The sequence below is a fragment of the Phenylobacterium sp. genome (assembly GCF_036563285.1).
Classification (GTDB): domain Bacteria; phylum Pseudomonadota; class Alphaproteobacteria; order Caulobacterales; family Caulobacteraceae; genus Phenylobacterium.
In genome coordinates this window covers 477,092-501,150 of sequence record NZ_DATCMR010000006.1, presented here as the reverse complement: position 1 = coordinate 501,150, position 24,059 = coordinate 477,092, and the positions used below count along the sequence as shown (strand labels likewise).

General features: G+C 68.2%; 16 protein-coding genes. 11 read left to right on the top strand and 5 right to left on the bottom strand.

What is annotated here, in order from left to right; genetic code table 11:
* Positions 1-2 precede the first annotated feature (2 nt).
* Positions 3-2,198, bottom strand: a complete 2,196-nt coding sequence (locus VIL76_RS07370) for a TonB-dependent receptor (protein WP_332044354.1) — start codon at positions 2,196-2,198, stop codon at positions 3-5.
* Between the two features lie 130 nt (positions 2,199-2,328).
* Between VIL76_RS07370 and fahA the strand changes: the two genes are divergently transcribed.
* The 3 genes from fahA to VIL76_RS07355 all read left to right on the top strand — a co-directional run bounded on the left by fahA (position 2,329) and on the right by VIL76_RS07355 (position 5,502).
* Positions 2,329-3,639, top strand: a complete 1,311-nt coding sequence (gene fahA, locus VIL76_RS07365; RefSeq protein WP_332044353.1) for a fumarylacetoacetase — start codon at positions 2,329-2,331, stop codon at positions 3,637-3,639.
* Between the two features lie 84 nt (positions 3,640-3,723).
* Positions 3,724-3,945: an acetyl-CoA carboxylase biotin carboxyl carrier protein subunit gene (locus VIL76_RS07360; protein ID WP_332044352.1), complete on the top strand. Its 222-nt coding sequence runs from the start codon at positions 3,724-3,726 to the stop codon at positions 3,943-3,945.
* Between the two features lie 3 nt (positions 3,946-3,948).
* Positions 3,949-5,502 (top strand): acyl-CoA carboxylase subunit beta, encoded by a 1,554-nt coding sequence (locus VIL76_RS07355; RefSeq protein ID WP_332044351.1) that lies wholly within the window; start codon positions 3,949-3,951, stop codon positions 5,500-5,502.
* A gap of 6 nt (positions 5,503-5,508) precedes the next feature.
* Here VIL76_RS07355 and VIL76_RS07350 read toward each other — a convergent pair whose 3' ends face one another.
* On the bottom strand, positions 5,509-7,629 hold the full coding sequence (locus VIL76_RS07350) for a CaiB/BaiF CoA-transferase family protein (protein WP_332044350.1): 2,121 nt from the start codon (positions 7,627-7,629) through the stop codon (positions 5,509-5,511).
* Between the two features lie 291 nt (positions 7,630-7,920).
* Between VIL76_RS07350 and VIL76_RS07345 the strand changes: the two genes are divergently transcribed.
* The 3 genes from VIL76_RS07345 to VIL76_RS07335 all read left to right on the top strand — a co-directional run bounded on the left by VIL76_RS07345 (position 7,921) and on the right by VIL76_RS07335 (position 12,621).
* Positions 7,921-10,329 (top strand): TonB-dependent receptor, encoded by a 2,409-nt coding sequence (locus VIL76_RS07345; RefSeq protein ID WP_332044349.1) that lies wholly within the window; start codon positions 7,921-7,923, stop codon positions 10,327-10,329.
* 73 nt (positions 10,330-10,402) lie between these two features.
* Positions 10,403-11,230 (top strand): SDR family NAD(P)-dependent oxidoreductase, encoded by an 828-nt coding sequence (locus VIL76_RS07340; RefSeq protein WP_332044348.1) that lies wholly within the window; start codon positions 10,403-10,405, stop codon positions 11,228-11,230.
* A 29-nt stretch (positions 11,231-11,259) separates the two neighbouring features.
* Entirely contained in the window at positions 11,260-12,621 is a 1,362-nt protein-coding gene (locus VIL76_RS07335; protein ID WP_332044347.1) for an MFS transporter, read from the top strand.
* A 17-nt stretch (positions 12,622-12,638) separates the two neighbouring features.
* On the opposite strand, the gene VIL76_RS07330 is transcribed toward VIL76_RS07335, so the two are convergent.
* A complete protein-coding gene (locus VIL76_RS07330; protein ID WP_332044346.1) occupies positions 12,639-14,486 on the bottom strand; it encodes a PQQ-binding-like beta-propeller repeat protein in 1,848 nt (615 codons plus the stop codon).
* Positions 14,487-14,495: 9 nt separating this feature from the next.
* Complete coding sequence (locus VIL76_RS07325) at positions 14,496-15,512, bottom strand: alpha/beta hydrolase (RefSeq protein WP_332044345.1); 1,017 nt, start codon at positions 15,510-15,512, stop codon at positions 14,496-14,498.
* Between the two features lie 211 nt (positions 15,513-15,723).
* Here VIL76_RS07325 and VIL76_RS07320 point away from each other — a divergent pair, with 211 nt between their 5' ends.
* The 5 genes from VIL76_RS07320 (at position 15,724) to VIL76_RS07300 (ending at position 21,222) form a co-directional block, all read left to right on the top strand.
* Positions 15,724-16,377 (top strand): TetR family transcriptional regulator, encoded by a 654-nt coding sequence (locus tag VIL76_RS07320; protein WP_332044344.1) that lies wholly within the window; start codon positions 15,724-15,726, stop codon positions 16,375-16,377.
* 255 nt (positions 16,378-16,632) lie between these two features.
* Positions 16,633-17,283, top strand: a complete 651-nt coding sequence (locus VIL76_RS07315; RefSeq protein ID WP_332044343.1) for a TonB-dependent receptor plug domain-containing protein — start codon at positions 16,633-16,635, stop codon at positions 17,281-17,283.
* Complete coding sequence (locus tag VIL76_RS07310) at positions 17,280-17,471, top strand: hypothetical protein (RefSeq protein ID WP_332044342.1); 192 nt, start codon at positions 17,280-17,282, stop codon at positions 17,469-17,471. The genes VIL76_RS07315 and VIL76_RS07310 overlap by 4 nt, the downstream gene beginning before the upstream one ends.
* 18 nt (positions 17,472-17,489) lie before the next feature.
* Positions 17,490-20,888, top strand: coding sequence for an acetyl-CoA carboxylase family protein (locus VIL76_RS07305; RefSeq protein WP_332044341.1), 3,399 nt, complete (start codon positions 17,490-17,492; stop codon positions 20,886-20,888).
* Positions 20,889-20,913: 25 nt separating this feature from the next.
* Positions 20,914-21,222 carry a hypothetical protein gene (locus tag VIL76_RS07300; RefSeq protein WP_332044340.1) on the top strand — a complete coding sequence of 103 codons (309 nt, stop codon included), beginning with the start codon at positions 20,914-20,916 and terminating at the stop codon, positions 21,220-21,222.
* 364 nt (positions 21,223-21,586) lie between these two features.
* Here VIL76_RS07300 and VIL76_RS07295 read toward each other — a convergent pair whose 3' ends face one another.
* Positions 21,587-23,926 (bottom strand): TonB-dependent receptor, encoded by a 2,340-nt coding sequence (locus VIL76_RS07295; RefSeq protein ID WP_332044339.1) that lies wholly within the window; start codon positions 23,924-23,926, stop codon positions 21,587-21,589.
* Positions 23,927-24,059 lie beyond the last annotated feature (133 nt).

Here is a 24,059-nt window from a genome sequence, read left to right as displayed (position 1 = left end):
TCCTAGAACCGCTTCTCGAGCTGCACGCCGATCACCCGCGGGCGGTTGAAGAAGGCCTGGGCGTAGCTGAACGTGAGCCCCTGGTTCGCCACCACCCGGCTGTTGTTCAGGTTGGCGCCGTAGATCGCCAAGGTGAGGTCCCGTGGCTCATAGATGAAGCTCACTCGGGCCCCGAGCTCGCCATTCGCTTCGCCGCGCAGGTGCGGCAGGTTCTGGTCCGTCGGGTGGAAGAAGATCTCGTCGCGCCAGCGCCAGTTGACTGTGGCCCGCAGGCGCCACGCGTCGGTGAGCTCGGTGCGGTACTGGCCCTGCAGGAAATACTGCCATTCCGGGCTGTTGGTGAGGCGGTTGCCGGAGACGTCGCGCTGGACGCCGAGGATGTCGGGGGCCCGCGGGAAGCTCGAGAAGACGCCGTCGATGTAGGCTACGTTGCCCGTGAACACCCAGTTTTCGGTGGGCCGGAGCTCGCCCTCCACCTCGAAGCCCTGGATCTTGGCCGCCGCGGCATTGGTGATCACCACGCCGCCCGTCGGGACGCCGCTGGTGACCTGCAGGTTGTCGTACTCGTTGTCGTAGGCCGCCGCGGCGACGAAGGCGCGGCGATCCCAGAGGTAGGCTTTCACCCCGACCTCCCAGGATATCATGATCTCGGGGCTGTAGCCGGGCTGCGGACCGACACCGAAGGAGTTGTAGCCGCCGCCTTTGAAGCCCTTGCTGTAGCTCAGGTAGGCCATCAGGTCGTCCGAGGGCTCCCAGGCGACCTTCGCCCGGTAAGAAGTGTCGGTCCAGGTCCGCTCCGGCGCCGCGAACGCCAGCCGGTTGATCTGGACCCCGGTGTCGGTGTTGAGCGAGCGCCAGACGTTCCGGAAGTCCTTTGTGTCCTCGGTGTAGCGGACGCCGCCCGTCACGGAGAGCTGGTCGGTCACGTGCCAAGTGGCGTCCGCGAACACCGCCCAGTTGGGGTTCGTCTGGTGGGACTCGAAATGGGAGAGCTGGTTGAACGCCACCGAGAGGCGCTCGTTCACGATGTGGAAGTTCATCGTGTTCTGGTAGCGGGCGTAATAGAGCCCCACGATCCAGTCGACGAGGTTTTCACCGTTCGACTGCAGCCGCAGCTCCTGGCTCACCGACGAGCCGGTGTACTTCGCATAGTTGCGCCCCTGGCGGTCCGTCATCGGCAGGGAGTCGGAGTCGTTCACCCCCTCGTTGGTGAAGTTGCTCGCGCCGGTCACCGAGACCAACGCCACCGGGCCGAAGTCGTACTGCATGTTGAGCGCCACGCTGGGCGTGCGGAGATGGTTCCGCGGCTCGATGTTGAGGTTCACCAGGTTGCCTTCCAGGAACCGGTCGGCCACGTCCCGCGGCAACGGGATGTGCGGCGTCTGCGTGCCGACCGGCGTCACCGGACCCGGAGGGGGCGAGATATTGGTCTGGGCCCAGCGCACGGTGGGCTGGCTCACGATCCGGTCCTGGTAGTTCACGGCCAGGCGGACCCGCGCCGCATCGTTCGGCTCCCACAGGAGCACCGTGCGCACGTTGTGCATGCGGATGCCGCCCATGTTCCGGCCGTCGAACAGGTTGGTCGCCCACCCTTCCTCGTTCAGCCAGTCGAACGACATTCGCGCCAGGAGCGTCTCGGTCAGCGGGCCGGTGGCCGCCGCTTCGATACGGTGGGCGTTGGGGTCCTCCACCGAACCTCGGATGAACCCGCCGAACTCCGGCTGCGGATCGGCAGTGCGGATGATCAGCGCCCCCGCGGTGGCGTTGCGCCCTTGCAGTGTGCCCTGCGGCCCGCGCACGACCTCCACAGAGGCCACGTCGGACAGCGCGGTCACGGAGAATTGGCCCGACGAGGTGTAGATGTCGTCGACGTAGACGGCGACGGGATCCTCCCCGCCGCCGAGGCCGGAGGTGCCGCGGATGGAGACGGGCGAACCGCCGTAGCTGGCCGTAGCGTTGATGTTCAACGCAGGCACGAGGCCCTGGATGGAGGCGCCGGTCTTGGCCCCCACCTCCTCCAGAGTCTCGGCCGAGACCGAGCTAATGGAGATCGGCACGTCGATCAGCATCTGTTCGCGCCGTTGTGCCGTCACGACCACTTCCTCGATCGCCGCCGAGCCCGCCGGCGCCGTTTGGGCGGCGGCGCCGGCCCAACCCGCGAGGCTCACAAGCGCCGTCGTGCAGAACAACTTCCTCATCGCGTTTCCCCTTTTCGCCGATCGCTGCGCCGGCTTGCAGTGGCATGATGAACTCCAATTTTAATCAACCGATTGATTGACACGCGAACTGGCGTCACTGTCAACGGGAAGGGATGGAGAGGAGCGATCGATGGCGCAGCTGAACGGGACGCACGAGGCCGGTCGGCGGAGCTGGATAGAGGCCGCGAACGGCGACACGGACTTCCCGCTGCAGAACCTGCCGCACGGCGTCTTCAGTCGGGGCGGAGCCAGGCGCGGCGGAGTCGCGATCGGTGACATGATCCTGGACATGGCCGCAGCCTTGGACGCCGGGCTCTTCAGGGCCGAGTTGCTGGACGTCGCCCGAGCGGCCGCCGCCCCCGAGCTCAACAGCCTGCTGGAGAGCGCCCCGGACGCGGTAGCGGCGCTCCGCGTCCGCATCCAGCAGCTGCTGGAGAAAGGCGCGCCTGAGCAGGGCCGGGTCTCCGAGCTGCTCGTGCCGATGTCAGAGGCCGAGTTGCACCTGCCCGCCAGGATCGGGGCGTTCACCGACTTCATGACTTCGGCGCCGCATATTGCGGGGTCGAGACCCGCGCGGCCGGAAGGCGGGAAGCTGCCGCCATGCTTCTGGAGCCTGCCGATCGCCTATAACAGCCGCGCCTCCTCCGTGGTGGTCTCCGGCACGCCGCTGGAGCGGCCACACGGCCAGTACCCCGTGGAGGGGGAGGCCCGGTTCGGCCCGACGCGGTCGCTGGACTTCGAACTGGAGTTCGCCTGCGTGATCGGCCCCGGCAACCGGCTCAGCCAGCCGATCCGGCTCGACGACGCGCGCGCGCACATCTTCGGCTATTGCCTCCTCAACGACTGGTCGGCACGCGATTTCCAGTGGTGGGAGAGTGTGCTTGGCCCGTTCCAGGCAAAGGCATTCCGCACCACGGTCTCGCCCTGGATCGTGACCGCCGAGGCCATGGCTCCTTTCCGCAAGCCTCTGCCACCCCGGCCCGGCGATGCGCCCCGCCCTCCGGTCCACCTGCACAGCGCCGCGAACGACGCCGAGGGCGGCCTCGCAATCCGCTTCGAGGCCCACTTGCTTACCTCCGCGATGCGGGAGGCGGGCGCCAAGCCCTTCCGGCTCACCGACACCAGCTTCGACGCAGGATCCTGGTCATTCGAGCAGATGGTCACCCATCATGCGATCGGCGGCTGCAACCTGGAGCCGGGCGACTTGCTCTCCTCGGGCACGCTGTCGGACGAGGCGCTGGAGAGCGCGGGCTGCCTCGTGGAGCGGACGGGCGGTCGCGTTCCTGTCGAACTCGCGAACGGCGAAACCCGGCTGTGGCTCGAGGACGGCGACGAGCTGGTGATAACCGGCCGCGCCGAACGTGAAGGCTTCAGGCCCATCGGATTCGGCCCCTGCGCCGGGCGGGTGATCCCCGCGGTTGCGTTCACGCCCGCTGCCTGAGGTCCTTGCCCGGGAGGAGACAGGCCGCCAAGGTCGAATCAGACGGCGGAGTGCGGTCAACGCGCCGGCGAGGGGAGAAAGCTGATGGCGGAGCTGACGGTCAGGGCGGAGTTTGCAGGGATCGTGCTGAGCGTCTCAGTCGAAGCCGGACGCGTGGTCGAGGCCGATCAGGAACTGCTGGTCATCGAATCGATGAAGACGGAGATCCCGGTGGGGTCACCGAAGGCAGGCCGGGTCACAGGCATCCGGGTCTCCGAGGGCCAGACGGTCGAGGAGCGTCAGCCGCTCGTCGTGCTGGAGACTTAACGCATGGCGGGCGCAGAAGACTGGTCGCCAGAGCTCGCCGAGATCGCCGAGCGCGAGGCGATGGCCGCCGAGATGGGCGGCCCCGAGCGTGTCAAACGCCAGAAGGATGGCGGCAAGCTGACGGTGCGCGAGCGCATTGCCGGCCTTCTCGACCCCGGCAGCTTCCACGAGATCGGCGGGCTCTCCGGACATGCGGAATACGACGAGCAAAACCGGCTGACGAAGCTGACGCCTTCGAGCTTCGTGCTGGGCCGCGGGCGGATCGACGGACGCCCGGTCGTGGTCGGCGGCAACGACTTCACCGTGCGGGCGTCAGGGCCAGATCCGGCTGCCGGGAAGAAAAGCATCGCCGCCGAGCGGCTGGCGCTCGAGCTGAAGGTCCCGCTGATCCGGCTGATTGACGGCTTCGGCGGCTCGGTGCGGACCCAGGACGCACTCGGCCGCACCTACATCCCGGACAACCCGGGCTGGGAGCACATGGTGGCTAACCTCGGCCAGGTTCCGGTCGTGGCGCTCGGCCTGGGCACGATCGCCGGCATCCATGCCGCACGCCTGATCGCCAGCCACTACTCGGTGATGGTCCGCGGCAAGTCGCACATGTTCATGGCCGGCCCGCCGGTGATGGCCAGGCTGGGCCAGACCTTCACGAAGGAGGAGCTCGGCGGCGCCGATCTGCAGGCTAAGGCTGGCGCGTGCGACGCCGTGGCGGAAACCGAGGAAGAGGCCTTCGCGCTGGCCCGCCGCTTCCTCTCCTACCTACCGGCCTCGGTGCACGAGCTGCCAGAACAGACGGCGCCATCAGATCAGCCGGACCGGCGCGATGACTGGCTGCTCTCGGCCATCCCGCGCAATCGCCGCAAGGCCTATGACGCGCGTCGTATCGTGCGCGCATTGGTCGACCGGGACAGCTTCTTCGAGATCGGGGCGGCGTTCGGCGGCTCCATGATCACCGGCCTAGCGCGCTTCGACGGGTGGCCTGTGGCGCTCATGGCGTCGAACCCAATGGTCTACGGCGGCGGCTGGACGGCGGAAGCCTCTCAGAAGGTCTCGCGGTTCGTCGACTTCGCCAACGTCTTCCACCTGCCGGTGATCACCCTCGTCGACATCCCTGGCTTCGTCATCGGACTGGAAGCCGAGATGGCCGGCACCGTGCGCCACGGCGGCCGCGCGCTCACGGCGATCTACCAGTCGCAGGTCCCGTGGTGCTCGGTGATCCTGCGCAAGTCATTCGGCGTGGCCGGAGCCGGTCACACCGACCATTCGCGGGTCCAGTACCGGTTCGCCTGGCCCTCGGCAGACTGGGGTTCGATGCCCGTCGAGGGCGGCGTGGAGGCCGCCTACCGCGCCGAGATCGAAGCTGCGCCCGACCGGGAAGCGAAGCGTCAGGAAATCGAGGACAGGCTGAACGCCGTTCGCTCGCCATTGCGCTCCGCCGAGCACTTCCTCATCGAGGAGATGATCGACCCGCGCGACACGCGCCGCCTGCTCTGCGAGTTCGCGAACTTGACGGCGAAGCTCCGGCGGCCGGGGCCGGTTTCGTTCGGCGTGCGCCCCTGAGCGCGGTCAACCGGCGGCCTGCAAAGCGCCCAGAACCTCGTCGGTGTGCTGGCCGAGCGTAGGCGCAGGGAGTCGCAATGGCAGCCGCTTGCCGTCGTAGGTGAAGGGCGCCTCGCCCACCATATGCCAGCCGACGTAGCGGCGCTCCAGGAAGGTCCAGAAGCCGGACGCCATCAGCTGGGGATCATAGCTGAGCGCATGAGTCGGCTGCACGGGCGCCGCGGGGACGCCGAGCGCCTGCAGCGCCGCCGCGGCCTCGGCAGCATCGCGTTCCCGAGCCCAGACCTCGAGGTCGCGGCCGTCCAGCACCTGGGCCAACCCGCCGCGTGCCACCTCGCTGTCCGCGCAGACCAGGAGCCAGGCGTCCGTACCTGCCGCGCCGACCACCGCGACGTTCGCCCTCGCCCGACTGCTACCGGTCCTCGGGACCGGCTTGCCGGTCACCTGTTCAGCAATGATCCCGTCGGCCGCGAACTGGAACAGGCAGGCGACCTGCGCCAGATCGATGTCCGCCCCCCCCAGTCGGCTACGGCCGTACAGGCACGACAGCACCGCGGCGGCCGCGTAGAGGCCGGCTAGCGGATCGCCGTAGGCCACGTGCTGGATGCAGGGCGGCCAGTCCGCCTCGCCATTCATGAACGGCAGCCCTGAGGCCTGCTCGACGGTGGAGCCGTAAGCGCGCAGGCCCGATAGCGGGCCCTCCGCCCCGAACGCCCCCATCGAGACGCTGACAAGGCCGGGGCGCAGCGCCCGCTGCGTCGCAAAGCCAAGACCTAGCTTCTGCATCACGCCGGCCGCAAAGTTCTCCACTACGACGTCGGCCTGGGCGATGAGGCCCTTCGCCCCGGCGAGCCCCCCGGCCGTGGTGAGCTCTAGGGCGACATCGCGTTTGTTGCGGTTCACGGCGCAAAAGTTCGCCTTCACCTCGGTGGGAGGTGGATCGGCATCGGGTACGATCTCCCAGCCGCGCCACCAGTCGGGATGGGCGGCAGACTCCACCTTCACCACGTCCGCGCCGAGGTCGCCCAGCGTGCGCGCACACAACGGCCCGGCCCAGCCCATGCTGAAGTCGACCACCTTTAAGCCGGCGAGCGGCCCCCCGTGGCGGGTCGGAGAGAACGGCGCAGCGACGCCGTCGAAGATGAGACGGAAGGGCAAGGCGGGCCCCAGGACGCCGCTCTCGTCGAAGGGGCCGAAGGCTTCCCGTTCAATCCAGTGCGCCGCGCGCGGCAGCACTCCGGGCCGCAGCACCGGCGCCATGGGGATGCGGTTCGCATCTCCCAGCGCCACCCACTCCGCAGTGGTCCGCTGAGGAAACAGCGGCTTCAGGATCTCGTCGACCTCGTCGCCTAGCATCAGCCGCTCGTAGGCCGTCGCAAAGCGGGGCTCTGCGGCGAGCTCGGGGCGGCCGATCAGCCTGGTCAGCGCCGTCCACTGCGCTGGCGTCAGCGCGGTGACGCCCACCCAGCCGTCGCTGGTCCGGTAGGTCGAGCAGGGGTAGGTCGGCACGAACCGGTTCACCCCCAGCCGGGTAGACTTCATGCCGTCGACGCTCGTCGAGATCGCCCCGGTTTCCGTGAAGCACATGGCGGCCTCGAAGACGTTGACCTCGATCCGCTGCGGCCGCTGCTCGGGCTCGGCGATCAGCGCCGCAATCGCAGCGTTGAACGCGGTAAGCCCGGCGCAGAGCTGCGGCCCGTGGCCCTGGGCGATCATCGGCGGTCCCGCGGGCGTGCCGAAGCCATAGGCCAGACCGGTCAGGGCGAGGATCACTTCGTCTGTGCCGCGCCAACCGGCGTAGGGCCCCTCGTCGGCGAACCAGGTGAGCGCCAGAAGCGGCGCCGTCAGGTCGAGCTGTTCCGCGGCCGCGACGGCGGCGTGGTCCTGGCCTGCGATGACGAGGTCGAACCTCCCACCCGGCGCGCTGGCGGCGCGGACCTTGCCCGTATCCAGCCAGCGACCGAAGGCGGCGCCCGCGGCGCCCGCATAGCCGATGCGGGTGTCGTCGGTCGTAGCGCCCGCCGAGGTTACGCGCGCGCCGAGCTGGGCGAAAAGGCGGCCGCAGTAGCGGGTGGCCACATCGCCCGGCAGTTCCAGAATGGAAAGTCCCTCAAGCGGCCCGCGCATCGCTCCTCCACACTGAGATCCGGGCCAGCATGCGCCATTCGTCCGCCTCATCAACCCACTGACGTCGCGGCGTGCGCGAGCAAGAATTCAGCGGCCGGTTTGTAGCTCGACCATTGAATCTATCCTCACTTTGATCCAGCGGTCGGTCAATCAGGTGATTGAGAAGCTTGACGCCGCGCTCAACCCTGCCGAATGTCATGACAACAAGAGCGCGCCCTCCGACGGAGGAATGACGCCACCAGGAAACGCTTCATTCGCCCGCGCCCGCGGGCTCACGGACAGGGGGCTCCGATGAGGACCAGTTGCTCGATCCTGGCGCTAGCTGCGGCTGGCGCCCTGCTTACGCCCATGGCGGCGAACGCCCAGGCGCAAACCCAATCCAGCCGTCCCGGCACCGTCGAAGAGGTGATCGTCACGGCCGGCAAGCGCGAACAGACCCTGCAGGACGTGCCGGTGTCTGTCGCCGTGGTCACCGGCGAGACCATCAAGGACCTCTCGATCCAGAACCTCGACGAGCTCTCTCAGTATGTCCCCGGCCTCACCATCACCGAGGGCGGCGAGCAGACCGGTATCTCGATCCGCGGCTTCGGCGCCTCGCTCAACTTCGGCATCGATCAGTCGGTCGGCCTGTTCATCGACGAGATCTATGCCGGGCGCGAACGCCAGTTTCGCTCGACCTTCCTCGACATCGGGCGAATTGAGGTTCTGAAGGGCCCGCAAGGCACGCTTTTTGGCAAGAACACCATCGCCGGCGCGATCATCATCGCAACGGGCCAGCCGACGCAGGACCCCTCGCTAACCGTCCGCGGTGAATACAGCCCGACAACCAACCGGCGGGCCATTGAGGCCGTGGTCAACGGTCCGATCACCTCGACGCTCTCAGGCCGCGCGGCGGTGCGCTGGTCGAAGGACGACGGCTATATCTACAATACGCTGACCCGCGAAGAAGAGGAGCAGGAGGAGGACAAGATCGTCCGCGGGACGCTCCTTTGGGAGCCGACCGACAAGCTCACCGTCCGCACCAAGCTGGAGTATTCGGAGTACGACCGGATCGGCCGCAACTTCGTTATATCCGAGATCAGCGGCCTCGCCGTCGGGCGTCCGTTTATAACCAGCCCCACCACGCTCTTGCCCATCGCCCCGGCAGACGTCGGCCTCGCGCAGCGGCTCTCCACCTATCGCTTCTACGACCCGAACTTCGACGTGGGCCTCGACTACACCACCTCCAAGCAGCGTGAATCAGCGCATGTGGAATCCAAGAACGCCGTCGTGGACGTAAGCTACGATGTGGGTTTCGGCACGCTGCGCTCCATCACCGGCTACTCGGCCTTCGAGTCCAACGACCAGCGCGACGTGGATTGGAGCCCGACGCCATTCCTGTTCGAGCCCATCACCCAAAGCTTCGACCAATGGAGCCAGGAGTTCCGCATCGTCTCCGACGTGAGCGACCGGTTCGACTACGTGGCCGGGCTCTACTGGTTCAAGACCGACTTCTACGTCGACCGCCGCACCGACGTGGACATCAACCTGTTCTTCTCACCCATCGAAAACCGGGCGGACCGCAAATATTCCACCCTCAGGTTCCTCGACCAGACGGCCGAGACCTACTCGGCCTACGCACAGGGCACCTACCACATCATCCCTGACGTGCTGCACCTGACGGTGGGGGCCCGCTGGATGCGCGAGACCAAGACGGCCAGCGACCGTCTCGACCTGGCCGCGTTCGGCACCACCCGATACCTTGACGAGAACAATCCGGCGGACGCGGCCTTGCTCACGGTGGCGCGTGCGCTGAACCCGGGCATCGCCAACACCCGCCACGCCTTCAGCGGCGAATCCACCGAAGAGAACATCATTCCCGAGGCGAAGATCTCGTGGGACATCAACGATGACCTGATGGTCTACGCCAGCGCCACCCGGGGCTATAAGGGCGGCGGCTTCAACTCCAACTCCAACACCCAGAACGCCCAGGACTTCGGCTTCCGCCCGGAGACGGCCACCGGCTACGAAGCGGGCGGCAAGGCGCGCCTGCTGGACCGCACGATGAACGTCAACTTCGCGGTCTTCCGGCAGGACTTCGAGGACCTGCAACTGTCGATCTGGCAAGGCAACGGCTTCTTCCTGACCAATGCGGGCGCCGCGCGCTCGCAGGGCTTCGAAGCTGACGTCCGATGGCAGGCGACCGAGCGGCTGCAGCTTTCCGGTGCTGTGAGCCTGGTCGATGCGCGCTATACCGAAAGCGTGCTGGCGGCCTGCAACATCGCCCAGCTCAACTTCGGCCAGCCCGGCTGCTTCCTGATACCCGCGCCGACCGCGACCAACCCCGCCGCGACGCGTCCGGTGCAGGACTTCAACGGCAAGCGTTTCGCGCCTCGCTATACCGCCTCCCTAGGGGCGGGCTACGTCCAGCCGCTGGGCGAGAGCCTGGAGGTGCTATTCCGCGGCGACGCGACCTTCCGTGCGCGCGGCCAGTCGGCGCTGGACCCGACGATCGTGCAGCCGCCGGTGGAGTTGCTCGATCTCTCGGCTACGCTGCGGCCGACGGACGGCAACCGCTGGAACGTCAGCCTGCTGATCCAGAACGTCCTGGACCACCGCTACTACTTCTTCGAGTTCGAGGCGCCGTCGCAGACCGGCACCCGCATCGGCTTCCCGGCGCCCCCGCGCCGCTGGACGATCCGCGCGAGCTACGAATTCTAACCTCCCGCGGCCCCCAGGCCGCCTGGCGCCGGAGCATGACCTGCTCCGGCGTCTCTTTCCTTCGGAGTAGCAGATGGCCGGACGGCTTGATGGAAAGGTGGCGCTGATCACAGGCGGCACGAGCGGCATTGGCGAGGCGACGGTCGAACTGTTCGTCGCCGAAGGCGCCAAGGTGATGATCGCCGGCCGCAATGCGGACAAGGGCCGGCAGATGGTGGAGGCTCTGGGGCGGGCGGCGTCGTTCGTGGCCTGCGACGTGACCCAGGAGCCGCAAATCAAGGCTGCCATCGACGCCACCGTCGAGGCGTTCGGCCGTCTGGATTGCCTGTTCAACAATGCCGGCGGCCCCACCCGCGGCGACGCCATGACGGTCACGCCCGCCGACTTCAGCTACGCCATGGACCTGCTGTTGGGCAGCGTCGTGTTCGGCATCCGCCACGCCGCCCCGATCATGCAGGCCCAGGGCCGCGGCGCGATCATCAACAACTCGTCGGTCGCCGCCCTGCGCGGACACATGGGCGGCTACCTCTATTCAATCGCCAAGGCCGGTGTGAAACGCGCCACCGAAATGGCGGGCATGGAACTCGGCCAGTACGGGGTCACGGTCAACTGCATCTCGCCCGGCGCCATCGCCACACCGATCTTCTTCGGCGGCTCCAAGGCCGCCAGCGGCCTCGATCCGGCACACGCGGACGCGAAGCTGCAGAAGCTGACCCGCAACCTCGCCAAGGCCACGCCACTGCAGCGGTCGGGACTGCCGGTGGACATTGCCCGGGCCGCCCTGTTCCTCGCCAGCGATGAGGGGGCCTACATCAACTGCCATGACCTGGTGGTCGACGGCGGCATGATCTCGGGCGGCCGCACCAACTACGAGACGACGGCCGCCGGCGCGCCGGTCTAGCGTATTTCGTCCAGTGAGGAGTTGAGCCGATGACCAGGACGGTTTCGCCCGAGGGCGGGTCCTCGCCCAGCATGGTCTCGGCGGTTCCGCCGGTGTCGGACGGGTACAGGCGCTACGCCGTCCTGCTGCTGATGCTGCTCTACACCGTCAACTTCCTTGACCGGCAGATCGTCACGATCCTGGCGGAGCCGATCAAGAACGAGCTCAAGATCTCCGACACCCAGCTCGGCATCCTCACCGGGCTGGCCTTCGGTCTCGTCTACTGCGGGCTCGGGCTGCCGCTGGCCCGGCTCGCAGACCGCGTGAACCGGGTCTGGATCATCACCGGCTCGCTGGCGCTCTGGAGCGCCTTCACCCTGCTCTGCGGCCGGGCCACCAACTACGCCACCCTCGTGGCGGCTCGCGTCGGGGTCGGCGTCGGCGAAGCGGGCTTCGTTCCGACCAGCCACGCGCTGATCGCCGACTACACGCCCAAGGCCAAGCGCGCGTCCGCGCTCGCCTTCTTCTCCATGGGCACCCCGATCGGGTCGTTGCTGGGGATGGCGCTAGGAGGCGTGATCGCCGACGCCTACGGCTGGCGCACGGCGTTCCTGGTGGCCGGTGTACCCGGGCTCCTGCTGGCCTTCCTAGTGATGACCACCTTGAAGGAGCCCCGCAACGCCATGACCGTCGAGGCGCGGACCACGGACCGCTCGGCCCAGATGAGTTTCGGCGCCACGGTGCGCTATCTCGCGGCCAAGCGCACCTTCTGGTTCATGGCCTTCGGCGCTTCCATCAAGTCGTTCATCGGCTACGGCCACGCCCCGTTCACTGCGGCTTTCCTGATGCGGGTCCACGGCGACGAGATCGCGAGCCTGGCGTCCACCTTCGGCCTCAAGCCCATCGGCTTCATCGGTATCGCGCTCGGCCTTCTGTCGGGCGTGTTCGGGACCATCTCCAGCTATGCCGGCGGCGTCATCGCCGACCGGTTCGGCGGACGCGACCTGCGCGCCTACGCCTCCGTGCCGGCCGTCGCCTCCCTGCTCTCGATCCCGACCTTCACCATCGCAATCCTGTCGGACAGCGCCGTGATCGCCCTCACCTTCCTGATCCCGAGCTACCTGTTCGGGGCGCTGTGGTACGGGCCGGTCTACGCCTCCGCCCAGGGACTGGTGCCGCCGCAGATGCGCGCGACGTCAGCCTCGATCATGCTCTTCATCATCAACATGATGGGCCTGGGATTCGGGGCCCTGGTGGTGGGGGCGCTGTCCGACCTGTTCAACTTCGACTTCGGTTTCGGCCCGGCCGAAGGCGTGCGCTGGGCGCTGCTTGCCTCGGCCTACTTCGGGCTGATCTCGGCGGTGCTGTTCTGGCTCGCCCGCAAGCGGATCCGTGAGGAGATGGTGAGCTAGGCGCCCACCCTCTCCCGCTACTTGCCGTCCACCGAGAACGCCAGCAGCACGTTGTTTGGCACGCCGCCCATGTTGGCCGTGTAGCCGCTCATCACGAACATCATCCCGTCGGCCACAGTCGGGCTCGCCTGGTCGAGGGCGCCGCCGCCCTGGTCCTTCACGCCGTTGATGGTCTGGTACTTCTGACCGGCGGTGTCAAAGGTCCAGGTGATGCGCCCAGTGGCCGGATCGTAGGCGCGGATGCGCCCGTCGATGCTCGTGGAGATCACCGCGCCGGGGACCAGGGTCGGCGCCGCCGAATTGGCGCTCACGCAGCGGGTGCCGGCCGTCCAGCCGCAGGGCGCTTGGGGAGTCCTCGTGAACCAGAGTTCCCGACCCGTCGCCGGATCGAGCGCCGCCAGGCCGCGGCGCACCTTCGGCGACTCGAACGGATCGGCATTGGTCACGTATGCCGTCTTCCCGTCCGTGGCGAAGCCCCACTCGATGCCGCCCAAGGCCCCGCCCTGCCCCACCCGCGTCTGCCAAAGCTTCTTGCCGGTGTCGGGATCGAAGCCGAAGGCCACGCCGGACTTCTGACCCGCCAATAGGATGTCACGCCCGCCGCCGAGGGGCATGATGATCGGGGACGCGCCGAAGTCCACGTCCGTCCCGACGTTGTGCGGGCAGTTGATCGCCTTGGGCTCGCGCGAACAGCCCATGAGGTAGTTGTCGCCAGGCGTGACCTGGTTCTTCCACCGGATCCTCCCGGTGGCGAGGTCGAGGGCGATCACCGCGTCCGACGAGGTCTCCGGCACGTCGGTATAGCTGTCACCCGTGGCCACGTAGATCTGGCCGCGCTTGGGATCGATGGTGGGCGCCGACCAGATCGCCGCGCCGGCGGGGCCAAGCATCGGCGTGCCCGCGGCGTTCTTGCGGTACGGCTTCGGCTCCTGCTCGATGACATAGGTCTTCCAGACGAGCTTGCCCGTCTCGGCGTCCAGTGTCGCCAGCGAGCCACGGAAGCTGCAGCAGGAGTAGGCAACCGCCGCTCCCATGACTTCTTCCCAGGAGGAGACCGGCACATAGATGCGGCCCTCATGGAGCACCGGGGTCCCGCTCAGCACCGCCTTGGGATGGGCCTCCACATTGGCCTTCCAGATGAGCTTCCCGCTCACCGCGTCCACCGCATAGACGTTGCGCTGGTAGTCGCCGAAGTAAGCAGCGTAGCCGCTGGGCGAGGCCTTCGCGCGGCCCACGTTGACGGCTGTGCGGACGCCGGCCGGCGCATCGAAGCGCCAGTGCCTGCAGCCCGTCTTGGGGTCGAGCGCGTAGACGATGCCGGTGGAGCTGGCCACGAACAGCCGCCCGCCGACCACCGTCGGCGGGCCATAGCGCGCGCCGATATAGCTCATCGCCCACTTCACCTTCATCCGCGGGATGTCGGCGGCGCGGAATCCCGGCTGGGCCTGGTAGCGGTAGTTGCGGTGATCCGGGCTCCAGCCGCTCCAGTCGCTCTGCGTCATGCGGAACGCCGGCGAGGATGTGCAGGCGGGCGGATCGATTTGCGCCGGCATCGGCGACCCGGGCGGCCAGCCGGAGAGGTACTGCGCGACCGCCCGGATATCCTCGGACGAGAGTCCAACGGCCATCGGCGCCATTGGCCCGTGGGTCAGCGCCTTCACGATCTCGTCGCCCCACCGCGACGCAAGCTGCCCCTTGTCCGGCGTGCGGTCCTGCGCACGGTCGTGGCACGACGCGCAACGGGCCTTATAGACCGCCTCCCCGCGCGCCTGCATCTCGGCCCGGGACGGCGGGGCCTGCGCGATGGCGACGGCCGGCGCCGCGAGGACGATCAAGCTCAGCAGCAGCCAGCCATAGCGGATCATGGGTGCGCCCTACCGCTTCAGGTACTTGTCGAACCAGGCCACCGCGCGCCGGATCACCTCGTCCCGGTGGGTCGAATAGACCGCGTAGTGGGTGATTCCCGGGATCACGTAGAGCTCCTTAGGGCCCTTAAGCGACTTGAAGGCGGTCTCCGCGGCCGGGTTGCCGCCGTATTCTTCACTCTCGGCGAGGAGGATGAGCGTGGGCGCGGTCACCTTCTCGGCCGCGACGACCGGAGCGTAGCGCTCACCCTTGCGGCCGATCGGAGAGCCGGTGAGGCCGCGGATCGCCTGCGCGCGGGGCGCTGGGTAACCGATCTCGCCCCGGGCCATCCGGGTCGCCATCTCGCGGCCTGGGCCTTCCTGGCCCGGACGCGGCCGCGAATCCGTACCCGCGACCTGGCTCACCACCGCTTTCACGCGGGGATCGTGGGCCGCGACGTAGATGACGTGGCCACCGGAATAGCTCGACCCACGCACGCCGACACGGTTGGGGTCGACCTGCGGCTCGCCCATGATCCAGTCGAGAGCGTTGAACCAGTCTTCCGCCTGCTCCAGCGGATTGACGTATTCACGCAGCGGCTTCACCCGGGCGCTGAACGGCTCGGCCTCGCCGGGCGTGTGCAGCGGCTCGGGATCCAAGAGCACCACATTGGAGCCGCTCTCGCCCCAGCCCCGGTAATCGAAGGTCAGGACGAAGTACCCGGCACGAGCGATGTCGGCGGCGTCGTTGCGCAACCCGGCGGCGGTCCCCCCCCAGCCGTGCGCCATCACGACGGCCGGCAGCTTGCGCCCGGCCGGGGCGTTCGCGGGCGTGAACACCTCGCCGTGAAGCCGGACCCCTTCGGAGATGATCGTCACTGAGCGGAAGTTGACGCCGGCGGGCGCCTTGTAGTCCGCCGAGCGCACCTGCTGGACGACCCGCGCAGGATCAGGCTGCCGCGGCGGCGAGGCGGGCTGGGCCGCAGCATGGCCCACTAGCGTCACGCCGATCAGCCACGCCAGGACTGCGATCCCTCGTCTCCGCATCGTTCCCTCCATTTCTTCTTTGGCGCGCGGCTTTCGCCCTTCGCACGGAAGAACTACGCACGTCTTGGCGCGCGCATGTCAATCACTTGATTGATTGCTCCGGTGCAACGGCATAGGAAGACGGTGCGCGTTGACAGGACGGGCAGCTACCGCCTGCATCAGCCTCAGACCTGCTGCGCACCCTACCTCTCCAGGACCTCACGTGCAGAGAATGGCCGTCAAGAAAGCCGATCCGCCCGCTGAAGAACGCCGCCCGGACACCAGGGCGCGGGTGCTCAAGGTGGCTGCGCGCCACTTCGCGGAGCACGGCTTCGCCGGCACCAGCGTGCGCGCCATCCAGCGCGAGGTGAAGGTCAATCCGGCGACGGTGCATTACTACTTCGGCACCAAGGAGGCCCTCTACCAGGAGGTGATCTCCCCCTTCCTGGACCGGATCCAGGCCGAGCGGATGGCGCGGCTGGCGGAGATCCCGGCCAACCTTACCGGGCGCGAGCGGCTCGAGCGGTTGCTTCACGCCTACCTCGCGCCGCACCTGGAGCTCGCCACCACCCCGGACGGTTACGACTACGCCCGCATCCTCGCCTCCGTGCAGGTGAGCGTCTGGGATGCTGGGACCGCACTGTTCGACGCCGCGGTCCGGCCGGTACGCAGGCGCTATGTGGACGCCCTGCACCCGCTGTTCCCTGAGGTATCGCGCCGACGCATCCACGAGTTGCTGCGGATGGCGGTGGCGCACATGGCGATCGCGCCGATCCGACTGGGTGAGCGCAGCCTGGACCCGCTCTTCATGTCGAAGGCGATCGGCGACACCGTCGCCTACGCTGCCGCCGGCTTCGAGCGCCTCTGCGGACCGATCGCCCCGTAGGGAATCACCGCCGCCCCAATACTTGACCCGTACTCAATCAGTTGATTGATTGAACGGGAGCGCTGAACCATGCCTGTCTGACGCCGGCGTGATGGCCGGCAAGCACGCGCAGCTCTCAATTCCTCCCTACATACTGGCGGGCGGGCCTCACCGGCCCGCCCGCGCTCTTTAATCAATCAGCTGATTGATTGATCCCAAACTTGGGCATAGGCTGATGTCGTTCGGGACGTGGAATCCCGAGGGGGAAAACGACACATGGGCATCTCTAAGACTGCGCTTTGCGCCACCACGGCGTTCGCCGCCTTCGCCTTCTCGGCGCCGGCAGCCCTGGCGCAGACCGACGGCACGGTGGAGGAACTGATCGTGACCGCGCAGAAGCGCGAGCAGTCGCTGCTCGACGTGGCGGGCGCGATCTCGGCGCTGGGGGCCGATGCCCTGCAGGAGCGCGGCATCCGCACCGCTCAGGACCTGCAGTACCAGGTGCCGAGCCTGCAGGCCGGCACCGGCTTCAACACCACCGTCCTGTTCATCCGCGACGTCGGCCAGACCGTTGGGCAGCCGGGCGTCGCCATGCACGTCGACGGCGTCTACCAGGCGCGCAGCTTACAGACGGCGCTCTCGCAGGTGGACCTGGCGCGCGTGGAGGTCCTGCGCGGCCCCCAGGGCACGCTCTACGGCCGCAACGCCACCGCCGGGGCGGTGAACTTCATCACCAACGCTCCGACCAATGAATTCGAAGGGTTCGCGACGCGGGTGTCGGACGCGCGCACGAGATCCACCGCTTCCAGCCCGGCGTGCGGATGGGGGACGGCCGCCAGCCCTGGGACCGTCCGCCCGGTTCGACCCTCACATCCGGAGACATCGGGCCGGTCACCCGCACTGGGCGCGGTCACGAGTTCGAAGTGACCTATCCTGGCGGGAAACGCCACATCGTGGCGCCGGACGGCACGCCTGTGGTGTTGATAAGCAACGAAGGGCGCGAGAACATCCGCGTCGGCGTGAAGGTCTTCATCCTCGGGTGGCCCGAGGCGGACGGCGGCCTACGCGTCGACGCCGTGGCCACGGCGCCCGATGGCGCTCTGCCGCCGCTTTAGTCGAGGTTGTCCGCCGGCATGATCGAGGACCTGCTGATCGCCAACCGCGGCGAGATCGCCATCCGCATCGCGCGCAGCGCCTCGGACCTGGGGCTGAAGACGACGGCCATCTTTGCGCAGGACGATGTAGCCTCCCTTCACACGCGCCGCGCCGATCGCGCGCTGGCGCTGGAGGGTTCGGGACCTGCCGCTTACCTCGACATCGCCCAGGTGGTGCGGCTCGCGGCCGAAGCCGGCTGCGACGCCATCCATCCGGGCTACGGGTTCCTGAGCGAGAACGCCGCCTTCGCCCAGGCCTGCGAAGCGGCGGGACTCGTGTTCGTCGGCCCCCGATCCGAAACGCTCAGCCTGTTCGGCGACAAGGCGCAGGCGCGCGCCATGGCCGAGCGGCTGGAAATCCCCGTCATGCGCGGGATCAGCGAGGCGGTGTCCGCCACGGACGCCCGCGGCTTCCTGCAGAGCCTCGGCCCCGGCGGCGCGGTGATGCTCAAGGCCATTGGCGGCGGGGGCGGGCGGGGCATGCGTCCGGTCACCCGCGTCGAGGACATTGAGGCGGCCTTCGCAACCTGCAGCCGGGAGGCGGAGCACGCCTTCGGCTCCGGCGCCCTATACGTGGAGGAGTTCTTCCCGTTCGCCCGCCACATCGAGGTGCAGGTGATCGGCGACGGCACGGGCGCGGTGAGCCACCTGTGGGATCGGGAATGCAGCCTGCAGCGCCAGCGGCAGAAGGTGATCGAGATCGCGCCCGCCTTCGGCCTCCCGCCCAACATCCGCGACGAGATGCTGGCGGCGGCCACGCGCCTGGCCCAGGCCGCGGCCTACCGCGGCCTGGGCACCATCGAGTTCCTCGTCGACGCCAGCGCCGATGGGACGCCCAGATGGGTGTTCATCGAAGCCAACGCGCGGCTGCAGGTGGAGCACACAGTCACCGAGGCGGTGACCGGCCATGACCTGGTGGCGGCCCAGCTGCGCATCGCAGACGGGGCCACGCTTCGCGAGCTGGGCCTCGATCGCGCCCCGCCCGAGCCGCGCGGGGTCGCCATACAGGCGCGCGTCAACCTCGAGACCATGGCTTACGACGGCTCGCCGCGTCCGCAGGGCGGCGTGCTCTCCGCCTACGAGCCACCGGACGGCCCGGGCGTCCGGGTCGACGGTTTCGGCTACCCCGGCTACGCCACCAGCGTCCGTTACGACCCCCTGCTCGCGAAGGTGATCGTCCATGCGGACGACCTGCCGTCCGCCGTGGCGCGCACGCGGCGCGCGCTCAGCGAGTTCAAGATCGCGGGCCCGCGGACCAACATCCCCTTCCTGCAGGCGATCCTGAAGAGCCCGGCGCTTGGCGAGGGCCGGCTCCACACCCGCTATGTCGAGGAGCATATCGCGGACCTGCTCGCCGACGAGCCGGACCCGCCGCGCTACTTCGAACCGGCGGCCAACAAGCCGCGGACCGCCGGGCGGCGGGTGGACACCCTGGATCCCCTCGCGGTTCTCGACCTGAAGCAGGCCGCTGCGCCGCAGGAGGCCGAACCCGCCGCCGAGCCCGAGATCGCCGAGGGGCCGCCGGGCGCCGTCGCGGTGAAGGCGCCGCTACAGGGGATCATCAACGCCATCCAGGTGAAGGCGGGCGACACCGTGCGGCAGGGCCAGCCGGTGGCTCTGCTCGAAGCCCTGAAGATGGAGCACGTCGTGCCGGCCCCCGAGGCAGGCGTCGTCCGCGAAATCGTGCTCGAAGTGGGGGACGTGATCTACGAGGGCACGCCGATCCTGTTCGTCGAACCCGCCGAGGTGGAAGGCGGCGTCTACCGCGAAGACACGCAGATCGACCTCGACGCTCTGCGTCGCGACGTGGCCGAGGTCCTCCACTACCACCAGCTCACCCGGGACGAGGCGCGCAAGGCTGCGACGGAGAAGCGCCACGCCGCCGGCAAGCGGACGGCGCGCGAGAACATCGCCGACCTCTGCGACCCGGGATCGTTCGTCGAATTCGGCCCGATCGTGACGCCGGTCCGCTACCGGGACGAGACGCCGGAGGAGCTGGAGGCCCGCCTCCTCAAGACCCCGGCCGACGGCATGGTGATGGGAATCGGCCGGGTGAACGGCGAGCTGTTCGGGCCGGAGCGCGCGCGCTGCGCCGTGCTGTCCTACGACTACAGCGTGCTCGCCGGCACCCAGGGGTCGCGCAACCACGACAAGACCGACCGCATGCTGCGCCTGGCGTACAAGTCACAGCTCCCCGTCGTGCTCTACAGCGAGGGCGGCGGCGGCCGCACCGGCGGCGTTCCCGGGCCAGGCGGCCGGCCGGTGGGTACGGGGGGGCTGCACGTGCCCACCTGGCGGGAACTCGGCAAGCTGTCGGGGCTCGTCCCGCTCGTCGGCGTGAACTCCGGCTACTGCTTCGCGGGCAACGTCGTCCTGCTCGGCGCCTGCGACGTGATCATCGCCACGAAGGATTCCAGCCTGGGCGTCGGGGGGCCTGCGGTGATCGAGGGCGGTGGCCTCGGGGCCTATGCTCCTGCCGAGGTCGGCCCGGTGTCCGTACAGGAGCCGAACGGCGTCATCGACATCGTCGTCGAAGACGAGGCCGAGGCGACCTCCGTCGCCAAGACCTACCTCTCCTACTTCCAGGGTCGCACGACCGGCTGGCGCGCCCACGACCAGCGGATCCTGCGCCACGCCGTTCCGGAGAACCGCCGGGCGGTCTACGACATCCGCAAGGTCATCGAGACCCTCGCCGACGCGGGATCGGTCCTGGAGCTCCGCCGCCGCTTCGGGCTGTCCATGGTCACCGCCCTGGTCCGCATCGAGGGCCGCCCGGTCGGCGTCGTGGCGAACAACTCCAATTCACCCACCGGCGGCGCGATTGACGCCGATGGGTCGGACAAGGCCGCCCGCTTCATGCAGCTGTGCGACGCCTTCGACATTCCGATCCTGTCCCTGATCGACACGCCCGGGAACATGGTCGGCCCCGACGCCGAGAAGACCGCCCTCATCCGGCACAACGCCCGCCTCTACGTCGCCGGCGCGAACCTGACCGTGCCGCTGTTCGCCGTGGTGCTGCGCAAGGCCTATGGCCTCGGGGCGCTGGCGATGTCGACGGGCGCGTTCAACGAGACCTTCTTCACCATCTCCTGGCCGACCGGCGAGTTCGCCGGCATGGGGCTGGAAGGCTCGATCAAGCTCGGCCGCCGCGCCGAGCTGCTGGCGATCACCGACCTGGCGGAGCGCCGTGCCCGCTACGAGCAGCTGGTGGCCGAGGCCTACAGCTGGGCCAAGGCGCTCAACCACGCCACCATCAACCAGGTCGACGACGTCATCGACCCCGCCGACACGCGGGCCTGGCTGGCCATGGGGCTGGAGTCCGTCCCGCCCCCGCCGCCGCGCGCGGGCAAGAAGCACGCGTGGGTCGACACCTGGTAGCCCGCAGCGAAGGAGTAGACACCGCATGGAGCTGAAGCCCGGATCGCGCTGGAAGAGCGCCGTCTGCGACACGGAGCTGGTGGTGGTCCGCCCGCCCAAGGCGCCGGTGAGCCTGGAGGTCGGCGGCCATCCGGTGTTGGCCCACACCGAAGCCAAGCCGGAGGGGCTCGCACTGTCGCCCGACCACTCCGCCGGCACGCAGCCCGGCAAGCGGTTCTCCGACGAGGAGAGCGGGCTGGAGGTGCTCTGCTCCAAGGGCGGGGCCGGCTCGATCTCGGTCAACGCCCAGGCGATCGGAGCGAAGGACGCCAAGAAGCTGCCGTCCTCGGACTAGGCCCGTGCGGCGCCCCCGAACGGCTGGCGCTCGGCCGCCGTGACGAGGGGACGACGAGTTGAGGCTCCACGCGCGCCGGCGCCAACTGGCTGCTGCAGCACCAAAATGTCGGCGTGCTCGTCCTCGCGCGAACCTCGCGCGATGTTGGCTGGTGGGCCCGGCAGGACCTAAATCTCGCTAAGAACTACTGAAAATTTCAGCGCTTAGCACTGGCAGACCAAGCACCTACCAACAACCGTACCAACACTTTCGGGGATCGCGAAACTACGTCAGTGGCTTGGGTCATCCGTTGACCGGAGCAGCCCCACTCGGAGCGGCCTGGCGGCAAACCTTTGCCGCCAAAGGCCGGGCCGACGAAGAAGGCCTAGAACCGCTTCTGCAAGATCACACCGAATGTCCGCGGCTCAAGCAGGCGCGCGTTGCGGTAGCGGCCAATCAGGGCGTCTTCGATGATGATGTTGGTGATGTTGTCGTCGTCGGTGAGGTTCTTGACGAAGAAGCGCACGCCAAGGCCAGCCGGGTCGTTCTCGAGCCGAAGCTGAAGGTCGATGACGCCCCAGGAGTCGATCCTGTCGGTGGGCGTGTTGTATTCCCGCGCGAAGTAGGAGTCCTGCCAGGTCGCGTCCACCCGGAAGGTCGCTGTCCAGTCTCCGCGCAGCGGGCTCGTCTGGTACTGGGCGCCGAGCTTGGCCTTGAAGTTCGGCGAGTGCGGCAGCTCATTGCCCTCGAGGTTGATCTGCACGGGAGGCGTGGTCGCGGTCAGGCTCTGCGCAGGGTTGGCGGCGTCCTCGCTGAAGAAGGTTCCGATACTGGTGTGCAGGTAAGACAGGTTGGCGTCGAACAGCCAGTGCTCCCCCGCCGCGAAGAGGAACTCCCCTTCCAGGCCATAGATTGTCGCGTCGGCGTTGCGGGTCACGACCCCGCCGTTGATCCGCTGGCCCAGCTGCAGGCCGGTGTAGTCATAGTAGAAGGCCGTGAGGTTCGCCTGCACGGCGCCCCCGGCCAGTGTGTTCTTGGTCCCGATCTCGTAGGCCGTGACCGTCTCTGGCCCAAACCCCGTTGCGGCCCCTGAGTTCTGGCCGCCGCCCTTGTAGCCGGTGGCGATGGATCCGTAGACCAGGGTCTGCTCGGTGAAGGCGAGGTCCGGCGTCCAGTCCGCCGCGACCTTGTAGGTGGCCTTGTTGCCTTCGAACCTGGAGAAGATCCAGGGGCCGACGGGCGACAGCACGATGGAGCGGGTCTCCCCCGAACGCTCCTCGTCGGTATAGCGCGCCCCCAGGGTAAGGCGCAGGTTCTCGGCCATCTCCAGGTAGGTTTCGCCGAACAGCGCCCAGGTGGCGTTCTTGCCGTTGCGCGACAGGGTCGACACCCGCCAGCTCTCCTGCGGCCGGCCTTGCGCCTTCTGGAAGGCTTCGATCGCGGGGTGCCAGGTTTCGAAGCCGCCCCCGCCCGTGCCCTCGAGGTAGAATGCGCCCAGCAGGAAGTCGAAACGGCCCTCGAACTGCGAGGCGAGCCGCAGTTCGCCGGTCTTGGTGGTGCCGCGCGAGGTGTAGCTGTCGGTGGTGAGCAGCCGGTCAGTCGTGACCTGGGTGTCGCGATCCTTGAAGTAAGTGATCGGCTGGCTGAAGCGGAACGGCAGGTCGGCGTTGTCCCAGTCGGTGTTCTGCTCCGTTGAGAACTCGGAATAGGCCGCGATCGCCGACAGGGTGAGCGAACCGAAGTTGTGCTCGAAGTCCAGCGACACCGTGCTCTGGTCGAACATGTAGGTGGGGTCGGTGTCGGCGGCGATCTTGCGCAGATCGGTTGGGTTGGGCGCACCGGCATAGATGTTGCCGCCCGCCGGGAACGGGGTGAAGAACCGCGACAGGGTCTGCAGGATGGTGGTGTTGGCGTTCGGCGAGTCGAAGCCCAGCACGTTGGGGTCGCAGCCCAGCACCGGGTGCGCCTTACACAGCCGCTTCCCCTCACGGGCTCGCGAGCTGTCCTCCTCGAACTTGCTCATCACGAGAGTAGCGCTGGTCGCCGGCCCCAGGTCGAAGGTCACGGTTCCGCGGGCGCCCCACTGGTTGCGGCCATCTACGTCGTTGCCGGTCGAGACGTTCTCCGTGTAGCCGGCGCGGTCGAGGCTGTAGCCCGCCAGCCGGACGGCCACCCGCTCGCCCAGCGGAATGTCCACAGCCCCACCGAAACGGACGTTCGAGAAATTCCCGAACTGCGCGCTGACGTCGCCGCCGAAGGTCTTCCCGGGCTTGCGCGTGATGAAGTTGATGGCGCCGCCCGTCGTGTTGCGCCCGTAGAGCGTGCCCTGCGGCCCGCGCAGCACCTCGATCCGCGCCATGTCGAAGAACTCATTCTGCGGCGGATAGCCGATGGCTGCGCCGTTCACGAACGACGGCACGCCGAGGTCCACCGCACCCAGGGCGTTGTTGCCGACGCCGCGCAGAGTGAAGCGGTCATTGCCCGTGAGCACGGCATTGGGGATCGACAGCTGGATGTCGGTGGCGTCCTCGATCTGCACCCGGTCCAGCGTGGCTTCCGAAAACGCGCTGACGGCGATCGGCACGTCCTGCAGGTTCTGCTCGCGCTTCTGCGCGGTGACGACCAGCTCCTCGAGCTCGTTGGTGGCCTGCGCCGCCGCCGGCCACGCCCCCAGCAGGGCGAGGGTGGACGCTGCGGCCATGGCGCTGAAACGGCAGGCTCTCATCTTGCTCTCCAGGAGCCGGCGGGGTTTTCCCTTGCTCGCCGGCCGTTTTATTTTAACTATCGTCAATAGCTAAAGCGGCGCTAGGCGGGGCGTCAAGCCTCAATTATAATATCCGTCAATAAGGGGAGCAGCG

What these genes read in the sequence shown, in the direction of transcription:
- VIL76_RS07370 (WP_332044354.1), bottom strand. Translation starts at nt 2,198, where the DNA reads ATGAGGAAGTTGTTCTGCACGACGGCGCTTGTGAGCCTCGCGGGTTGG.
- fahA (WP_332044353.1), top strand. Translation starts at nt 2,329, where the DNA reads ATGGCGCAGCTGAACGGGACGCACGAGGCCGGTCGGCGGAGCTGGATA.
- VIL76_RS07360 (WP_332044352.1), top strand. Translation starts at nt 3,724, where the DNA reads ATGGCGGAGCTGACGGTCAGGGCGGAGTTTGCAGGGATCGTGCTGAGC.
- VIL76_RS07355 (WP_332044351.1), top strand. Translation starts at nt 3,949, where the DNA reads ATGGCGGGCGCAGAAGACTGGTCGCCAGAGCTCGCCGAGATCGCCGAG.
- VIL76_RS07350 (WP_332044350.1), bottom strand. Translation starts at nt 7,629, where the DNA reads ATGCGCGGGCCGCTTGAGGGACTTTCCATTCTGGAACTGCCGGGCGAT.
- VIL76_RS07345 (WP_332044349.1), top strand. Translation starts at nt 7,921, where the DNA reads ATGAGGACCAGTTGCTCGATCCTGGCGCTAGCTGCGGCTGGCGCCCTG.
- VIL76_RS07340 (WP_332044348.1), top strand. Translation starts at nt 10,403, where the DNA reads ATGGCCGGACGGCTTGATGGAAAGGTGGCGCTGATCACAGGCGGCACG.
- VIL76_RS07335 (WP_332044347.1), top strand. Translation starts at nt 11,260, where the DNA reads ATGACCAGGACGGTTTCGCCCGAGGGCGGGTCCTCGCCCAGCATGGTC.
- VIL76_RS07330 (WP_332044346.1), bottom strand. Translation starts at nt 14,486, where the DNA reads ATGATCCGCTATGGCTGGCTGCTGCTGAGCTTGATCGTCCTCGCGGCG.
- VIL76_RS07325 (WP_332044345.1), bottom strand. Translation starts at nt 15,512, where the DNA reads ATGCGGAGACGAGGGATCGCAGTCCTGGCGTGGCTGATCGGCGTGACG.
- VIL76_RS07320 (WP_332044344.1), top strand. Translation starts at nt 15,724, where the DNA reads ATGGCCGTCAAGAAAGCCGATCCGCCCGCTGAAGAACGCCGCCCGGAC.
- VIL76_RS07315 (WP_332044343.1), top strand. Translation starts at nt 16,633, where the DNA reads ATGGGCATCTCTAAGACTGCGCTTTGCGCCACCACGGCGTTCGCCGCC.
- VIL76_RS07305 (WP_332044341.1), top strand. Translation starts at nt 17,490, where the DNA reads ATGATCGAGGACCTGCTGATCGCCAACCGCGGCGAGATCGCCATCCGC.
- VIL76_RS07300 (WP_332044340.1), top strand. Translation starts at nt 20,914, where the DNA reads ATGGAGCTGAAGCCCGGATCGCGCTGGAAGAGCGCCGTCTGCGACACG.
- VIL76_RS07295 (WP_332044339.1), bottom strand. Translation starts at nt 23,926, where the DNA reads ATGAGAGCCTGCCGTTTCAGCGCCATGGCCGCAGCGTCCACCCTCGCC.